Consider the following 18,539-nt stretch of genomic DNA (forward strand, 5'->3'; position numbering starts at 1 on the left):
GTTGGGGGGGGGTATAGTATTTATACATAGTATTAATAGAATAATTAGAAATTGCGATTTTGTATTAAAAGCTAGTTTTAAAACAATCATTGATATGATTAACAAAATATACCTAAGGAATTTTTTGATGAAAAGCTATTTTCAAGATTTAAGACTAGAATTTACCGAATATAACAAGATGAAATTATTACAAGATTTAATGGCTGGTGCTACGGTTGCTGCTGTTGCTCTGCCTTTAGCGCTTGCATTTGGTGTTAGTAGTGGGGCAAGTGCAGCTTCAGGACTTATTACTGCTATTTTAGCTGGGTTTGTAATATCGTTATTTGGTGGAGCTTATTATCAAATATCAGGTCCAACCGGTGCAATGGCTGCTATTTTAATTGCCATAACTACTCAATATGGACTAACAGGTGTTTTTGTGGCTACTTTGATGGCTGGATTATTATTAATTTTTGCAGGATTATTTCATTTTGGTAGAGTGATTGCATTTATTCCTATGCCTGTAATTACAGGTTTTACTTCAGGAATTGCTGTTATTATTGCCTTAGGTCAAATTGATAATTTATTAGGTGTTAAAGCTAGTGGAATTACAACGTTGGAAAAAACAATAAATTATTTTAAAATGGATTTAGATATTAATTATATTTCAGTTTTTATATGTATTTTCGTAGTAGTTTTTATGTTAGCTTATCCTAAAAAATATCAAAAATACGCTCCTGCTTCATTAATTGCACTGATAGTCGCTACATTAATAAGTATAATTTTTTCATTAGATATTCAAAGAATAGGGGTAATTCCTACTAACATAATCTTAGATGATAGGTTTGCTTTTAGTGATTTTGATATTTTGCACTTAAAAGAGTTGATAACTCCTGCAATAAGTATTGCTTTATTGGGTATGATAGAGAGCTTGTTATGTGGTGCAAGTGGTGGTAGAATGGTTGGTGTTAGACTTAAATGCGATAGAGAATTAATAGCTCAAGGCTTAGGCAATATTTTAGTTCCTTTTTGCGGTGGAGTTCCTGCGACTGCTGCTATTGCTAGAACTAGCGTGGCTATTAAGTCTGGTGCTGTTACTAGGCTTACTGGTATATTTCATTCTATAATTTTATTGGTATCTATGCTTGTTTTAGCACCGATTATGAGTTTAATTCCACTTAGTGCGTTAGCTGGAATTTTATTTGTAACTGCATTTAGAATGAATGAGTGGCATACTATTAAATATTTTTTTAAAAATAGATTTAAAGGTGCTTTAGTTCAGTTTTTTGCAACTATGTTAGCAACTATTATTTTTGATTTAACAATTGCAATTTTAATAGGCGTGATTTTATCTTTAATGCTTTTAATGGTTCAGATTTCAAACTTAAAAATTAAATTTGATTATTTTGATAGTGAGAAATTTACTGATTTAAATTCTCCTTTACCACAACATATAAAACAAGCTGAAGTAATTTATATAATGGGAGCTATTATATTTTCTAATACGGATAAAATTTTAGAATTAACTAGCAGAATAAATTATAAAACAGCGATTATATTTTCTATGCGTGGGACAACTTATATGGATATTTCAGGAGCAAGTGCCTTTCTTGAAGTAATAGAAGCCATTAAAAAGCGAAAAATTCCCGTATTTATTGCAGGAGTTTCTCCTGATATTAAAGAAATTATGAAAAGAAGCGGTATTGTTGAAGCTATTGGAGTAGATAATTTTTATTGGAGCGTTGAAATGACTATTAAATAGCTATTAAAACTATTTAAAAGTATTTTTCAAAATTATATTTGGCGATATTATTTTTTTGATTTTATGAAGATTTTTGGTGCTTATATTTTGTATTGTGCTTAAAAAGAATTTAAATTATCTTCTACTCATTCTAGCAATTACGCCTAAGACTTCAGCCGTTGCCTTATATAATTCTACAGGGATTTCATCTCCTACTTCACAAATCTTATAAAGTGATCTTGCTAATTCTCTTTGCTCATATATTGGAATATCGTGTTTTTGTGCTATTTCACGGATTTTAAAAGCGATATTATCAACTCCTTTTGCTAATACCACAGGGGCTTTATGCTTTGTCTTATCATAAGCAATTGCGATTGAGTAATGAGTTGGGTTGGTAATTACCACATCAGCATTAGGGACATCTTGCATCATACGATTTCTTGCTGCTTGCATTTGAATTTGTCTGATTTTTGCCTTTACTTGCGGATCTCCTTCCATTTGCTTGTATTCATCTTTAATCTCTTGCTTACTCATTCTAAGCCCTTTAAAATACTGAAAACGAACTATAAAAATATCAAGTATTCCAAATACTAAAAATGAGCAAATAACGGCTGCAAAAAGGATTATGATTTTATCTCTTAACCACTCCATTTGCTTAATGAGTGGCAAAATTGCTAAATGACTAAGTCCTGGCAAAAAGCTATATATAAAATATCCAACAATGCCAAAAATAACGCTAACTTTTAGAATTATTTTTACTAATTCTATTAGCTTTTTCATTGAAATTATATTTTTAATGCCCTTGATTGGATTGATTTTGCCAAAATTAGGCATTATGGGTTTGAGTGTGAAATTAAAGCCTATTTGCATAACATTTGCAATAATTCCAGCAATAGCAATTGCAATAGCAAGTGGTAATACCATTAATGTAAGCTCTAAAAGGGTTTTAATACCTATTTTATAAAGCAATTTATTATCAATTTCGCTACCTATTAAACTCTGATAATAAATGTATAAAGCCGTAATTCTTTCGTGCAGAAAATAAACCCAAAATAAAGCAAAGCCAAAACCAACGCAAAGAGTTATAAGTGCTGCTACGTCTTGACTTTTAGCGACATTTCCTTCTTTTCTGGCGTCTTCTATCTTTTTATCTGTGGGTTCTTCTGTCTTTTCTGCATCATCAGCCATAATTATTCACCAAGTCTTATAGAAAAATCAACCCAAGTAGCCTTATAAATATTTGAGCCTGAACTTACTACATCAACTCCGCTTTTAGCATATTCAACTATGGTGTTTTCGTTAATATCCCCACTAGCTTCTAAGATAACTTTAATGCCTAAACTATCTCTTAATTTTACTATATTAGCACACTCACTAGGGCTCATATTATCAAGTAAAATCGCATTTACATTAGCTTCTAAAGCAGCCTTTACTTGTTCAATTGTATCGCACTCAATTTCAATTGGAGTGTAATATGGGATTTTGCTTTTTAGCTCTTTTATAAAAGATTTTAAATCCTTTACCCCAAGCAAATGAGTATCTTTTAGCATAATACAATCATCTAAACCTAAACGATGATTTTGCCCACCACCACAACGAATTGCGTATTTTTCAAACACTCTTAATCCAGGTCTTGTCTTTCTAGTATCAAGTAAAGCTACATTATAATCTTTTATTAAAGCTTTCATTGAAGCAACTTTTGTAGCAATCCCTGATGCGTGTTGAATAAAATTAAGTATGGTTCGCTCACTCATTAATAAAGTAGTTTTTAAGGTTTTAAATTTTGCTAAAATATCGCCTTTTTTAAAGCTCTGTCCATCTTTTATAAATAATTCATATTCAATATTTTGCATTTTACAAATCTCTTTAAAATAAGGCTCTCCCGCAAAAACTCCATCACTTTTAGCCTTAAGATTTGCTTTTATTATTTCATTATTTTCAAGTTGTGAGAATAAATCTCCCCTACCTAAATCATCATTTAATTCTTTTTTAATAAGTTCAATTTCGCTATTAATTAACATTATTTGCCTCCATTAAGTTTAAAAACTCTAAAAATGTATTGCTTAAAGCTACAACTTCACTAAAAGGCACACTTTCATTTGCTGCGTGGATTTTATCATTTACCACGCCTAATTCACAGACTAAAACGCCGTATTTTGCGAATAATCTTGCATCACTAGTGCCGCCTTTTGTGTTTAAGCTAGTATTGAAAATACCTTGATTCTCTAAAGCTTTTTTAAGAGTTTTTACAAGTATTGAATTAGCGTCTGTATAAAACGGCTCTGAACTTTGTTTGATTTCTAATTCATAATCTAAATTCTTTAAATTTTCTCTTAAAAAATCTTCTAAATCTTGCTTACTTGTAAGTGGAGAATTTCTAACATTTAGCATAATTTTAAACTCACTAGGAGTTACATTTGATGCACCAATTCCTGCACTTAAATTAGTAATTACTATTTTACTTGGTTCAAAAAACTCATTGCCTTTATCTAAATCAAATCCTGAAATTTTAGCTAAAAACGAAGCCCCTAAATGAACGGGATTTTTGCATTTTGATGGATAGGCTGCATGACCTTGAGTTCCTAATATTTTTATGTTTGCGTGAATGCTACCCCTACGACCAACTTTTATGCTATCACCGAAGTTTTTTTCGCAAGTTGGCTCGGCAACTATGCACATATTAGGCAAATCATTTCTTTTGTCTAATTCTTCTAAAACCTTGATAACTCCATCTTTACCATCTCCTTCTTCATCACTTGTTAAAACAATGCTGATTTTTCTTATATTTTTAATATTGTTTTTGCTAAATTCTTTAATTGCATACAAAAATGCTGCAACGCCACTTTTCATATCTTGAGTGCCACGCGCTATTATTAAATCATCTTTTATAATTGGTAAAAATGGCTCACTTTCCCAGCCATTTCCACTAGGAACTACATCAATATGTCCGCAAAAACAAATATGCAAACCAACTTTGTTAAATTCTTTGCTTAGAATTTGATTTGTAGTATTATTTATAGCTAGGATTTCATTATCAAAATTAGATAAAAACTCACTTGTAATTTTATAACAATTCTTAGCATCAGGAGTAACACTAGCTTCTTTTAAAAGGTCTATAAATAATTTTTTAAGCATTTTTTTCCTTTAAATGATAAAAGTCTAAATCAATTTCTTCTTGAGTAAAAGTTGGACTTGGTTTTCCTAAATAAAATCCTTGAAATTCATCAACACCAATTTCAATACATTTTTTAAATATTTCTTCTGTACTTACAAATTCTGCAACGGTCTTAATACCTAGAGATTTTGAGAATAAAACTATAGTTTTGACTATTTTTTCACTTTTTTCATCTTTTGTAATTTTTTCTATAATACTTCCATCTATTTTAATATAATCAGGCATTAATTCTAATAAATATGAAAAATTACTAAATCCACTACCAAAATCATCTATTGCTATTTTGCAGCCTAATTCTTTTATTCTTTTTAAAAAGTCTTTTATTTTTTCATTTTGTGAAATATTTTCATCTTCTAATACTTCAATAATTAAGCGATTAGCAACCCCTGTTCTTCTTAAAAGATTTATGAATTTATTATTTTTAGCACTATCAATCATATCCCTTCCGCCAAGATTTACGCATAAAACAATGTCTTGGTTTTCAACTAAAGTTTGAACAACTTTTTCTATTATGAAATTTTCAATGATTTCGTATTGCTTCATTTTAATTGAAACTGCTAAAAAAGCACCTGGAGTGATTACATCGGTTCCTTCAGGAGTTTTTTTGACAATTCTTACTAAAGATTCAAATTTAGTAATGTTTTTATCTTTATCAAAAATAGGTTGGAAAAAAGGTAAGATTTCATCTTTTGCTATTGCACTTTGAATTGATTTTGCTGTGCTTAGTTGATGGAAATATTCTTTTTCTTCATCTATAAATTTAGAATAACAAACGAAATTCTTATTATCTCTTTTTGCTCTTTTTAGTGCAATAAATGCTTTTTTAAGTGTATTTTCATTTTCTAAACAAAGTCCCATTGTAAGTGTTAGAACTATGCTAGCTATTTGGTGATTATATTCTATTGTTAAATCTTTATTTTTAAGCTCTTGCATAAGCTCTGTTACTAATTCTTCATACCTTTGTTCATCTTCAATATTATCTTCTAAAAGCGCAAACAAATCTCCATCAAGCTTATAGACTTCTAAGTGGTTTTCATCAGCAAAATCGCTCATAATTAAAGCAATATGTTTTAATAAATCATCAGCAGTATTAGCGTCAAAATAATCATTAATTTTTTTAAACTCATCAATATCAACTAATAATAATTTTGGATTTTTCATAAGAACGATTGATTTTTCCAAGCTTCTTTTATTTTTTAGTTGAGTTAGTGGGTCTATACTTGCTTCAATTTCAAGTTTTTCTATTCTTTTAGTGTATGTGCTAATACTTCTTTGATATTGTGCTGAGATATGATTTTTTTGTTTATATAAGTTATAAATTAAAATAAAAAAACAAATATTTAAAAGCACAGGTATGTAAAATTGGTAAAATCTAGAATTTGTAAGGTAAAATTGGTTATTAAAGCCATAATAAGCCCCATTAATTAATTCATAATATCTTATGTCAAATTGATTTTTATCTACTTTTATAGCTTCGTAAAAACTATTATTTTTTACTAATTCTTTAATTTCTAATTCACTTAATTTAGGACTATTATCATTTTTTGAGATAATTTTATTGTCTTGAACGATAAATTCGCTTAATATTTTAGAAGATTTAAATTCTTCTTTATTTACTAATGAATGTAAGTAGCTTTCTGTAAATAATCTAACATAATTTCTAGAATCCATAAAAAGATAAAAATTAAGTAGAACAAAAACACCAATTAATAAATATAAAATATTTTTTATTTTTTTAAAATCCTTGTTTTCCATTTTTCAACCTACAATCTTATAATTTTAGCCCCAAATCCACCAGCATTTGCAGGTGCATCACAAAAGCTTTTTATACTCCTATTAGTTTTTAAATATTCTTTCACAGCATAAGCTAAGCGACCTGTTCCAATGCCGTGATATACGATAATCTCATCAAATCCAATTATTAGTGCGTCTGAAATAAATTTATCTAATAATTCAATAGCTTCTTCGCTTCTTAATCCATGCAAATCTAATTTAGTGCTAGCATTACTTACACTTTTTTCATAAGTTACTTTGCTAGAATTTGATTTAGGAGTTTCGCCACTTCTTTTTAACATTGAAATATCAAGTTTTAATTGTAGCATATCAGTTTGCACGGTTGCTATATTTTTATTTAAAGCTATGATTTTGCCTTTAATTTTTTCGTATTTTACAAAATCTCCTATTTTAAATTCTTCTCTTTTAACACTTTCTGGTTTTATTTGCTGCTTTAATATATTTGCTGCATTAATTTGTCTTTGTTTATCTTTTAAATCAGAAAAATCAAGAGTTTTTTTAGCTGCATTTATTGCTTTAAAATATTCATTTTCTAATTCATTTTTGCGTTTTTTGTATTCTTCAATTAATTTATTTTCTTTATCTTTTAGGCTTTCTAAGAGATTGTTTAATTTATTTTCTTTTTTTTCGTTGTTTGCAATTAGCATTTTAAGTTTTGCATCAAGTTCTAGGTTTTTATTTAGCATTTCATTTATATTTTGCTCAGCTTCGCTAGAGCTTTTTCTAGCAAGTTCAACCAAACTAGCACTTATTCCATATCTTAAAGCCGTCTCGTATGCGTATGATTTGCCTACAATTCCCGCTAAAAACTCATATTTAGGACGCTCATTTTTAATATCATATAAAGCTGCTAATAATTCTACTTTATCTTCTTTAGCAAGTAGCATTGCTAAGCGTTTGTGATGGGTTGTGATTATTAGTTTTCCGTGTTTTTTCAACTCACAAATTAGGGTAAAAAATAATGAACTCGCTTCTTCAAAATCAGTTCCTAGCTCAATCTCATCAACCCCTAATAAGAAATTTTTCTTACCATTCATTTTAGCAAATGCTAACATTCTTCCTGCAAAAGTAGAAATATCATTTTTAGCCATTTGTGGGTCTTCAATAATGCTTATATATTCTTTAAAAGTGCTTATGTGAGATTTGTTTGCATTAATTCTCATAGGAACTAGATATTTTGTCATAAAACTAGCAGCTAAAATGCTTTTAAGTAGCATTGATTTTCCACCCGCATTTACACCTGTTATTAATAAAACTTGCTCTTTAAACTCTACGCTAACAGGTTTTGGATTATTTAAAGCAGGGTGGCAAAACTCACTTAAGATAATTTTATCATCATTACTTGGAGTTATGAAGTTTAAATCCTTCTTTTTAGCAAAATTAACCCTTGCAATATAGCTATCTATTAAATCAAATTCTTTATTTATAAACTTTAAAAACAATAAATGCTTAGATAAAATTTCACTAAATTGTTTTGCGTATTCAAATCTTTTAGCATCGGCTTCATTTTCTAATCTTTTTATGCCTTGTTTGTAGTTTAAAATACTGCTAGGTTCTACATAAAATCCACCACCACTACTTCTTGCAACAATACTAGCATCAAGCACTTTAGCAAATCCGCCCCTAACTAATAAGCATTCAGTATTTGATATAAAATGTATTTGAGTATCTATTAAATAGCTTTCAAGTGATTTTGAGTTTAACAGGCTTCTTAGATTTTGATTTATGCTTTGGTTTAATTCTTTGATTTTGATTTTTATACTTTGTAAAAGCTCGTCTTTTTCTTCATCAAATACATCGTCTTTAAAATATTTTAATATATTTTCAATTTCATTTGGGATTATTATTTTTTCAAGGTATTTTTTAAAAGAATTTGAAAACGGAATTTGAAATAAGTATTTAAAATAATTTAAAATCTTTACAAATTCTTCTATCTCATCAAGGTGTAAAATGCCTTTTTTACTAAGATGATTTAATGCTTTGCTTAAATCTTTTACGCTTTTTAATTCTTTTAATTCATATTCGCATAATTCATTAATTCTTGCTAGGTGTAAATTAGTATCCCCTTCAATAAATAAAGGTTTATTTCTAGCAAATAAAGCAAATAATTCATCTAAATATTCAACTAAATCAAGGTTTTTAATAATTTGTAGCATCAAAAAACTCTTTTATCGTATTTAGCATAATTTTAGGCTCATTAATTTTATTTACTTCATTTCTAAATTCACTCGCATTTGCTAAGCCTTTTGAATATTCGTGCAAGTGTTTTCTAAACAATGAACAAGCATAATCTTTGTATAAATCACACATAAATTCAAAATGTGTAAGTATGATTTCGCTTTTATTAATTTCATTAAATTTACCCTTAATTTGAGAAAAAATCCAAGGATTTCCAACAGCATTTCTTCCTATCATAAGCCCATCAGCATTGGTTTGTTCTAATACCATTTGATGATTTTCATAAGATATATCGCCGTTTGCAATTATTTTGGTTTTTGCTAAAGATTTTGCTAGTTTTATAGCATTATAATCTACCTTAGCACTATACATTCCTGCTCTAGTTCTTCCGTGAATACTTATAAAATCTAGCTCTAATTCGTTTAAAGCATTTATTATTTTTTCTATTTCGCACTCATTAAAACCAAGTCTTATTTTAACACTTGTTGTGCCTACTTTATTATTGGTTTTTATAATATCTAGGAGTGATTTTAGATTATCTAAGTCTTTAAGTAGTGCTGAACCTGCATTTTGCTTAATAACTTTATTTACAGGACAGCCACAATTAAAATCAATCCCGTGAATGTTTTCTTCTTTATTTATAATCTCAACTGCTTTTTTTATAATTTCTTTATTTGAACCTGCAATTTGAGCTATGAAAGGTCTTTCGCTTTTATCTTTTTCTAACATAGTTAAAGATTTTTCACTCTCATAAACAAGAGCGTTTGAACTAATCATTTCGCTAATTGTTACATCACAATCAAATCTTTTAACAAGTCTTCTAAAGGCAAGATCACTAAGACCTGCCATTGGTGCTAGAAATAAGGGCTTAGAATTAGCAAATAAGTTTATCAACATCGTAAGTTTTACCTTGTTCTTTTAAAAATACAATTAATTTAAAATCTTCTAAATCAGCTTCGCTACCATAAATTTCTTCTATTAATTCATCAAATAATGCAAGTTTTGCAAGTATATATAAATACGCTCTAAATGCGTTATCTTTTTCATTTTTTAGTTTTAAAAAGATTGCTTTTAGGCTATTTGGCTCAATTTTTGCAAATAATTCTTTTGCAAAATCTAAATATTCGCCTTCTTCAAAATTATCATTAAAAATTAAAACTTCTAATTCAGCATTGCTAAGACTTAAATCATCATTAGCAAATCTATTTAAAAGGATTTTAATATCTTCTTTGCTTTTTTGAATTTTTAGTGTTTTAATATTTGCATAAATGCCGTTTAAAATTAGATTATTGTAAGCACTTAGGCTGATTTCATCTTGAATTTCTTCTTGATTTTTTAGTAAGTTATAAGCGTAATTTAAATCATTTTTAGCTTTATTTGCTTCGTTTTTTAAATAAATTGTATTGTCTTTAGATAGTTTAAATGGTTTTAAATCACAGATTTCTCCATTTTCAACCATTGCTTTTATAGCTATTGCATTATTTAATTTATCAGCACTTGTTCCTGCTTGATTGTAATAAAGTGATTTTACTAATTCACTAGCGTCTTGAAATTCTTTTGTTTTAAACTTGTAAATATTCTTTTTATCTAAAACTAAATCTTCTAAAAACATTTCAAATTTTTTACCATCTTTAATAAGTCTTTTTGTTGAAAAATGAAAAGAAATAAATGAAAAATAAAAATAAAGTAATGCAAATATAACATATATAACAAGTGGCATACAAACCCAAGTAAAGCTATCAAATTCAAATGTTTTTTGAAAATTGAAAATTCCTAAATTAATTACTCTTGTAGAGTTAAATAAATCATTAAAAAATACAACAATAATAAGTCCAATTAACATTAAATATAAAATAGAATAAATTAAAAAATTTCTAATTTTCATAACAATCCTTTACTTATGATAAGGGTGATTTGAATTTATACAAAAACCCCTATAAATTTGCTCTAACAATACAATCCTTGCAATTTCGTGTGAAAATGTAAGTTTTGAAAAACTCAATACATAATCACATTCATTTAAAAACTCATCATTAAATCCAAAAGCTCCACCTACAAAAAAATTAATCTCATTTTTATCTTGCAATAACTTAGCAAACTCAATACTATCAATGCTCTTGCCCCTTTCACTTAAAGCTATACTAAAAGTTTTTTTATAAGGCATATAAGCTTTTGCATATTCTATTCTAGCTTCATTTGAGCCTAAATCTTGTGCTTTTGCGATTTGTTTTGAAAATACATTATTTAGATTAAGTTTTGAAAATTGATTTATTAATTTTATAAATCTATTTTCAAATTCGCTTAATTTTTCTAATTTTTTTTGAATAAAATAAATATTTATATTCATTTAAAATATCGTAAAAAATCACTTAAAAATTCACGCTGATTGGCTCTTGGAACAATAGAATCAATAAGTCCATGCTCTAATAAAAACTCAGCACTTTGAAATCCTTCAGGTAAATCAGCTCCTATAGTCTGCTTAATAACTCTAGCACCAGCAAAGCCAATTTGTGCCATAGGTTCAGCAATTACAATATCTCCAAGCCAAGCAAAAGACGCTGATACTCCACCAAAAGTAGGGTTAGTTAGAATTGATATATAAGGAAGTCTTTCTCTAGCAAGTAATTTTAATGCAGCTGATGTTTTAGCCATTTGCATAAGTGAATATGTGCTCTCTTGCATTCTAGCACCACCACTTGCGCTAATTATTATAAGTCCTTCTTTTTTTTGCATAGCGCGTTGAACTGCACGAACGATTTTTTCGCCTTCAACACTTCCTAGCGAACCACCCATAAAAGAAAAGTCAAACACACATAATTGAACGCCAATTCCACCGATTTTGCATTCTCCTGAAATTACTGCACTTGTTCTGCCTGTTTTTTCTTCGCTTTCGTTTAAGCGTTTTTTATAGCTTTTTGAATCTACGAATTTTAATGGGTCATTAGCTCTTAAAGTTTTATCATATTCAATAAAACTTCCTTCATCAACTAGCATTTCTATTCTTTCATTAGGGCTTATTTTCATATGTAAGCCACACTTAGGGCATACATTAAAGCAACTTGCAACTTCTTTATAATACATTAAAGCATGACAATTATCACATTTTACCCAGTGATTTGGTGCTTCATTTGGCTTTGATTGTGTTCTTCTAATTTTAAAAATATCTGCAAAACTCATTCTTATCTCCTAAAATTGACTTCCTATGCTAAATTCAAATGTATTTGTTTTATCCCCTGATTTTTTATCAATAGGTTTTGAGAATACAAACACTAATGGTCCCATTGGTGTGCTCCAATCAAGACTAATTCCTGCACTTTGTCTTTTAATCTCATTTAATTTTTTTTCGCCTATCATACCATAATCATAAAAAATTGAACCACGAAGTTTTAATTTATTAATTAATGGGAAATTGATTTCTACACTAGAATTAAGTGAAATCGCTCCACCTTTATCGTAAGGATAAGCAATAACTCCGTTTCCTAATTTATCTACTTTAGTATGAGTATTTGTATCATAATATCCAATACCCCTTGGAGTTATGCTATCACTTTCATATCCTCTAACACTTCTTAAACCACCAAGATATAATCTTGAGTTAATTGGTGTATCTTTATAATTAAATAATTTATTAAATGATGTTCTAAATCTAAAAATTAAATCGGTGTCAAAATCTTCTTTTAAACCTTTATAATATTTAAAATCAAAGGCAAATTTTTTATATTTTTGGTCTCCCCCAAGCCCTGCATAAGTAAATGCTGCTCTACTATAAATACCACTTCTTGGTAAGTAAAAATCATCAGTATTATCAAAATATAAATATGGAGTTATAGCTGATTTTCTTGATTTGCCTAATTTTTCACCACTTGCAATCATTTCAATAGTTGCTTTTCTTAAATCACTTTGCTCGTAATTATAAATAGCTCCAATTCCCCAAAATCTAGCTAATTCTCTACCAATGCTAAGTTCTAAACCATTATTGTATTCTTCATAAGTATCCCAATCTCTTTTGTAGCTATATATATCAAAGCCTGTTGAGTATTTAGAATCAAATATCCTAGGATTATTTAAAAATATTTTACCAGTTACATCTTTATCTGATTTTTCTAAATTAATCCCACCATACATTCCGCTACCTAAGATATTCCTATCGCTAACAGATGCGTTAATTAAGAATCCATCAGATGTGCTATAACCAACACCACCAGTAATTGAGCCTGTTGATTTTTCTTTTACATCTACTAATAAATCAATATCTCCCGTAAAGCTTGGTTTTGGAGTGATATTTACTTCTTCAAAATAACCGGTTTTTCTAAGTGCTATAATGCTATCATTTAAATCTGTTTTGTTAAATTGCATTCCTTCGGTTAAGAATAATTCTCTTCTTACTACTTTATCTAAAGATTTATCATTGCCTTTAATTATTACTTTACCAATATTGTATTTATTGCCTAGATTAACTCTAAAATAAATTTTTACAACTCCATCAGCATCATTTTTAGCAATATCAGGATAAACCTCTGCTAAAGCATATCCTTTATCTTGGAATTTGGTTTTAATTAATTCTATATCAGAACGAATTTTTTCTGAATTAATATATTTTCCTTTTTTGCTTCTTAAATCACTTAAGTTAAATTTCACTTCATTTTCTAGTGGGTTTTCTATTGTGATTTCTTCTATTTTATAACGTTTGCCTTCGCTTATATAATAGGTTAATTCTGCTTTGTAAGTTTGCATATTAGCTTCTAAATAAGGATTTGATACATTAGCATCAAGATAGCCTTTTTTCATATATTCATCTTTAATTCTAGCAGGGTCGTTTGGTAGTTCGGTTGAGTATAATTTACCATCATTAAATCCCCAAAACCAACCTAATAGTTCTTTTTCTTTATTTGCTATTACAGGGTCAAAATCACTATAGTCTAATTTTTTAGCACCTATTAAATTAACTTTTTTAATTGTTATGATTTCGCCTCTATTTATGTTGAAATTTAATACAACAGCATTATTTTCAAGCTCTTGAGTATCAACTTCAACTACACTATCATAAAATCCACGAGATTGGTAGTATAGAATTATTTTTTCTTTTGCTTCTTCTATTTTTCTATCATTATAAGCTTCGCCTTTTTTAATACTTAAAAACGATTCTATTTGCTTTTTATCATTACTTGAAGTTCCTTTGATATTTACTTTTGCAATGAATTGTTTTTCTACAACATTAAATATTAGCCTTCCATTATTTTCATCAACATAAATATCATCAAAATATCCATAAGAAAAAAGGTTTTTAACCGCATCATTTATCTTATATATATTAACTTCATCATTAATTTTTAAATCCACAGCCTTTAAGGCTTGTTCTTTTGACAAGTGATATAAACCTTTAAATTCAATATCACTTATTGTATTTGCATAAATCAAAGAACTAATAGCACTTACATATATAATTTTTTTCATATTTAACCTGATTTTTTGATTTTGAAGAAAGAATAATAATAAAAGAAAGTTAATATTAAGTTTGTAAAAAAAGCCCTAAAAATAGGGCTTTTCGGCTTAAATATAGCCTTGGTCTATCATAGCATCTGCAACTTTTTTAAAGCCTGCAATATTTGCTCCTGCTAATAAATTGTGTTCAAATCCAAATTCTTTAGCAGTATTTGCAGTTCTAGCGTAAATATCTTTCATAATCTTATGTAATTTTTCATCAACTTCGTTAAATGTCCAAGAAGTCATATTTGCATTTTGTTGCATTTCAAGCGCACTTGTAGCTACACCACCAGCATTTGCTGCTTTTGCTGGTGCATAATATATTTTGTTTTCTAAAATAAATTTTTGTGCATCAAGTGTGCAAGGCATATTAGCACCTTCAGCGATTAATTTACAGCCATTTTTATATAAGTTTTTCGCATCTATTAAGCTAAGTTCGTTTTGTGTTGCACAAGGGAAAGCATAATCACAAGGAATACTCCAAATTCCATTTGTTCCTTTTTCATAATTTACTTTAGATACAAAAACTGCACCTTTTTTGCGGTTAGCATAATCACTTACACGAAGTCTTAAGTTTTCTTTAATTTCTTTTAAAAGGTCTAAGTCAATTCCATCTTTATCATAAACATAGCCATCGCTATCGCTTACTGCAACAACTTTTGCTCCGTATTCATAAAGTTTTTCAATAGTATAAATAGCCACATTTCCACTACCTGAAACTACGCAAGTTTTTCCTTCAAAGCCTTCGCCTTTTTCTTTTAGTAATTCTTTTGAGAAATAAACCGTTCCATATCCTGTAGCTTCTTTTCTAACTAATGAACCGCCCCAGCTAATTTTTTTACCTGTTAAAGTTCCATCAAATTTAGAAGTAATTTTTTTATAAGCTCCAAACATATATCCAAGCTCTCTAGCACCAACACCAATATCTCCAGCAGGAACATCGGTTGAATAGCCTATGTGTTTGCTAAGTTCGCTCATAAATGCTTGGCAAAATCTCATTATTTCAGCATCGCTTTTGCCTTTAGGGTCAAAATTAGCCCCACCTTTACCGCCGCCTATATAAAGTCCTGTTAAAGAGTTTTTAAAGATTTGCTCAAATGCTAAGAATTTTAAAATGTCAAGATTTACCGTAGGGTGAAATCTTAAACCACCTTTATAAGGTCCAAGAGCACTAGAAAATTGAACTCTGTAGCCAAAATGTGTTTGAGCTTTACCGCTATCATCAATATATACAACTCTAAAAATAATTGTTCTTTCTGGCATTACTAGTCTTTGTAATACTGCGTGTTGTTCGTATTGCTTGTTGCTTTCTAGTAATGGTGTAACTGATTTTAAAACTTCAGTTGCACATTGTAAGAATATAGGTTGTCTAGATGAATAAGTTTTGATTAATTCAAGTGTTTCATTTACATAAGATTTTGCACTCATTTTTTCTCCTTTAAAAAATAAAAAAAATATTATACAAAAAAAATTAAATTTATGATAAAAATTTTTGAAGAAAAATGTATGAAAAAAATTAATAAAAATTTGCGATTAATTTTTAGGAATTTAAAATGATTTAAATTCCTAGAAGTTTTAAACTATTGGTATGAATAATTGATAATTATCATCTAGTATTTCGTAAAGTTTTGAAAAATCATTAGATAAATATTTTAAAGTATTCGTTTTGATTATATGCTTTTCAAATCCTAAACAATGTATTATATATGGATTAAATTTTAGCTCTAATAATGGGTTTTTGCTTTTGTATTCTACTAATTCTAAATTCTTATTAAAAAATTGTGATTGCATATTTATATGCTCTATTAAATCATCACTTACAGGATTTGCATTATCAAAATACATCATTTTTGCATTTAAATTAAGTATTAAAGAAATATCTAATAAAGTAGATGTTAAATTCTCCACTCTAAGAGAGCCTGAACCTATGCAAGCTATAGTATTTAGCTTTGCAAAATCTATTGTTCCTATTTTTAAAACAGGCATAGAACTATCATAAAAAGTTGCTATATTTTTTTTAAAAATTTCTTTACTTGTAATAAATAGTCCAGAATACATATTACAAAACTCTAAAACTACATTATTTACCGATATATCTTCATATTTAATATGGACTATTATTGTCTTTCTTTTTAATTTCTTTAATTTTTCTAGGTCTTTATTTATTGTAGGATTTACTACATAAAAAATTAGTCTTGAACTATTAGATTTAGCGTGTAATAAAAGTGCTGTATTGATTAAATTGTCTATATTTTCATCAATTTTCATATCAATTACAACGCAAATACTATCTCCATAAGGGCTAGGAAATTGTCCTACCTGACCTTTAATCCTTGAAAACATTAGATTTAAAATATTTGGATCACCTACTAAAACTAGCTCATCATTTGCTAGAATTTGAGTATCGGGTTTTGGTAAAATTATTTCATTATCTCTATAAATTAACGCGATTTTATAAAATTCTTGTGCAATTGCATTTATATGTTTGTTTGCATAAATTGAGCCAACAGGAACAAATACTTGCATAATCTCGCCAATTCCAAGCCCAATATCTCTTGCTATCATTGGCATATTTGGCAAAATATCTATCAAATGATTTGTAGTCATTTCTTCTTGATTAATAAGGGTGCAAAAGCTATCATTTTCGTATTCTTTATTGTTTGATAATACTACAATTCTTACTCTTTTATCAATAAGTCTTATAGCATCATAAGCAAGCCTTGTATCTAAATCATTATCAAATAATAAATATACAAGTTCAAGATTATTATTTACATAATTTTTAAGTCTTGCAGCATTTGTAGGGTCAATTTTAATATGAGTAAAACTATGCTTAAAATTAATATCATCTTGGCAAACGATTATATATTCTTTTGTGCTATCCTTAAACTTTGCAAGTTCTTTTAAGAAGTGATTTGCAACACAAACCTTAGCTAAAACTAATATTTTTTTCATAACAACTCCATTTTATAAAGGAAAATTATAATGAAATTTGATTTATATTCAACAGATAATAATGCTAGGCTTGGTAAAGTAAGCACAGCTCACGGGGAATTTAATACTCCTTGTTTTATGCCAGTAGGAACTCAAGGCTGCGTAAAAGCCCTAGATGCAACTGATATGCAAGGACTAGGAGCAAAAATAATCCTAGCAAATACTTATCATACTTATTTAAGACCAGGTGCTGATTTGATAGCTAGACACGGCGGGCTACATAATTTTACTAAATTTAATGGAAGCTTTCTAACTGATAGTGGTGGATTTCAAGCCTTTTCACTAAGTAAAAATACAAAACATAGTGATGATGGAATTACCTTTAAAAGCCACATTGATGGGAGCTTACATCATTTTACACCTGCAAGTGTTTTAAAAACAGAGTATTTATTAAATAGTGATATTTGTATGGTTTTAGATGATTTATGTGCTTTACCTGCTAGTGAAGAAAGAATTAAAGCAAGTATTAAACGCACTATTTATTGGGCTAAACTCTCGCTTGAGATGAAAAAAGAATTTCAAAATACAGATGAAATTACCTTGCTTCAAAAATATTCAAAAGAGCTTTATAAAAGCGAGTTTAAAAAGCTTTATACAAATGAATTAAAAAGAGAGCAAAATATCTTTGCTATCGTTCAAGGTGGGACTAATCATACGCTAAGAAGTGAGTGTTTAAAAGGTATTTTAGATGCTGAAAATGAATATTATTTTGATGGACTTGCAATTGGTGGGTTAAGCGTTGGAGAGCCAAATGAATTAATGTATGAAACGGTAGAAAAACTAGCCCCACAAATGCCACAAAATCGCCCAAGATATTTAATGGGGGTTGGAACTCCGCTTGATTTGGTAGAAAATGTCGCTCGTGGGGTTGATATGTTTGATTGTGTTATGCCTACTAGAAATGCTAGAAATGGCACATTATTTACAAGTTTTGGCAAAATAAATATAAAGGCTAGTTTTATGAAAGATGATAATGAGCCAATTGATAAAAACTGCTCTTGTTATACTTGTAGAAATTACAGCCGTGCTTATATTCATCATTTGTTTAAAGCTGGAGAGATTACATTTTTTCGCTTAGCAAGTCTTCATAATTTGCATTATTATTTAAATTTAATGAGTGAGATTAGAGAAAATATAGCTAATAAAACTTTTGCTAATTTTTATAAGAATTTTAAAGAGATTTATAAATAATAT

14 protein-coding genes are annotated in these 18,539 nt (G+C 28.5%); 2 read left to right on the plus strand and 12 right to left on the minus strand.

Features of this window, described 5'->3' with window-relative positions; translation table 11 throughout:
- Window positions 1-1,741 (plus strand): SulP family inorganic anion transporter (locus AVBRAN12654_RS02560; RefSeq protein ID WP_336613875.1); only part of this gene is annotated, 1,741 nt, incomplete at its 5' end.
- Window positions 1,742-1,855: 114 nt separating this feature from the next.
- Here AVBRAN12654_RS02560 and flhB read toward each other — a convergent pair.
- The 12 genes from flhB to AVBRAN12654_RS02620 form a co-directional block, all read right to left on the minus strand.
- On the minus strand, window positions 1,856-2,911 hold the full coding sequence (gene flhB, locus AVBRAN12654_RS02565; RefSeq protein WP_336613907.1) for a flagellar biosynthesis protein FlhB: 1,056 nt from the start codon (window positions 2,909-2,911) through the stop codon (window positions 1,856-1,858).
- Entirely contained in the window at window positions 2,911-3,741 is an 831-nt protein-coding gene (nadC, locus tag AVBRAN12654_RS02570) for a carboxylating nicotinate-nucleotide diphosphorylase (RefSeq protein ID WP_239803008.1), read from the minus strand. Before nadC ends, flhB begins: the two co-directional genes overlap by 1 nt.
- Window positions 3,731-4,855 (minus strand): succinyl-diaminopimelate desuccinylase, encoded by a 1,125-nt coding sequence (gene dapE, locus AVBRAN12654_RS02575; RefSeq protein WP_336613876.1) that lies wholly within the window; start codon window positions 4,853-4,855, stop codon window positions 3,731-3,733. Before dapE ends, nadC begins: the two co-directional genes overlap by 11 nt.
- Window positions 4,848-6,650 (minus strand): EAL domain-containing protein, encoded by a 1,803-nt coding sequence (locus tag AVBRAN12654_RS02580; RefSeq protein ID WP_336613877.1) that lies wholly within the window; start codon window positions 6,648-6,650, stop codon window positions 4,848-4,850. The genes dapE and AVBRAN12654_RS02580 overlap by 8 nt, the downstream gene beginning before the upstream one ends.
- 8 nt (window positions 6,651-6,658) lie before the next feature.
- A complete protein-coding gene (locus AVBRAN12654_RS02585; RefSeq protein WP_336612629.1) occupies window positions 6,659-8,845 on the minus strand; it encodes an endonuclease MutS2 in 2,187 nt (728 codons plus the stop codon).
- On the minus strand, window positions 8,829-9,764 hold the full coding sequence (locus AVBRAN12654_RS02590) for a tRNA dihydrouridine synthase (protein ID WP_214117402.1): 936 nt from the start codon (window positions 9,762-9,764) through the stop codon (window positions 8,829-8,831). The genes AVBRAN12654_RS02585 and AVBRAN12654_RS02590 overlap by 17 nt, the downstream gene beginning before the upstream one ends.
- Window positions 9,742-10,752: a hypothetical protein gene (locus AVBRAN12654_RS02595; protein WP_336613878.1), complete on the minus strand. Its 1,011-nt coding sequence runs from the start codon at window positions 10,750-10,752 to the stop codon at window positions 9,742-9,744. The genes AVBRAN12654_RS02590 and AVBRAN12654_RS02595 overlap by 23 nt, the downstream gene beginning before the upstream one ends.
- Before the next feature lie 9 nt (window positions 10,753-10,761).
- The gene (locus tag AVBRAN12654_RS02600; RefSeq protein ID WP_214117400.1) at window positions 10,762-11,214 is read right to left on the minus strand and encodes a 23S rRNA (pseudouridine(1915)-N(3))-methyltransferase RlmH; all 453 of its coding nucleotides are present in this window, start codon (window positions 11,212-11,214) and stop codon (window positions 10,762-10,764) included.
- Window positions 11,211-12,044, minus strand: a complete 834-nt coding sequence (accD, locus tag AVBRAN12654_RS02605; protein ID WP_214117399.1) for an acetyl-CoA carboxylase, carboxyltransferase subunit beta — start codon at window positions 12,042-12,044, stop codon at window positions 11,211-11,213. Before accD ends, AVBRAN12654_RS02600 begins: the two co-directional genes overlap by 4 nt.
- A gap of 9 nt (window positions 12,045-12,053) precedes the next feature.
- Window positions 12,054-14,321 (minus strand): outer membrane protein assembly factor BamA, encoded by a 2,268-nt coding sequence (bamA, locus tag AVBRAN12654_RS02610; RefSeq protein ID WP_336613879.1) that lies wholly within the window; start codon window positions 14,319-14,321, stop codon window positions 12,054-12,056.
- A 96-nt stretch (window positions 14,322-14,417) separates the two neighbouring features.
- The gene (gene gdhA, locus AVBRAN12654_RS02615) at window positions 14,418-15,779 is read right to left on the minus strand and encodes an NADP-specific glutamate dehydrogenase (RefSeq protein WP_214117397.1); all 1,362 of its coding nucleotides are present in this window, start codon (window positions 15,777-15,779) and stop codon (window positions 14,418-14,420) included.
- 147 nt (window positions 15,780-15,926) lie between these two features.
- The gene (locus AVBRAN12654_RS02620; RefSeq protein WP_336613880.1) at window positions 15,927-17,306 is read right to left on the minus strand and encodes a TrkA C-terminal domain-containing protein; all 1,380 of its coding nucleotides are present in this window, start codon (window positions 17,304-17,306) and stop codon (window positions 15,927-15,929) included.
- A gap of 30 nt (window positions 17,307-17,336) precedes the next feature.
- Here AVBRAN12654_RS02620 and AVBRAN12654_RS02625 point away from each other — a divergent pair, with 30 nt between their 5' ends.
- A complete protein-coding gene (locus AVBRAN12654_RS02625) occupies window positions 17,337-18,536 on the plus strand; it encodes a tRNA guanosine(34) transglycosylase Tgt (protein WP_336613881.1) in 1,200 nt (399 codons plus the stop codon).
- Window positions 18,537-18,539: the final 3 nt, after the last annotated feature.

Origin of the sequence: Campylobacter sp. RM12654 (genome assembly GCF_020137585.1) — a bacterium.
Lineage (GTDB): Bacteria > Campylobacterota > Campylobacteria > Campylobacterales > Campylobacteraceae > Campylobacter_E.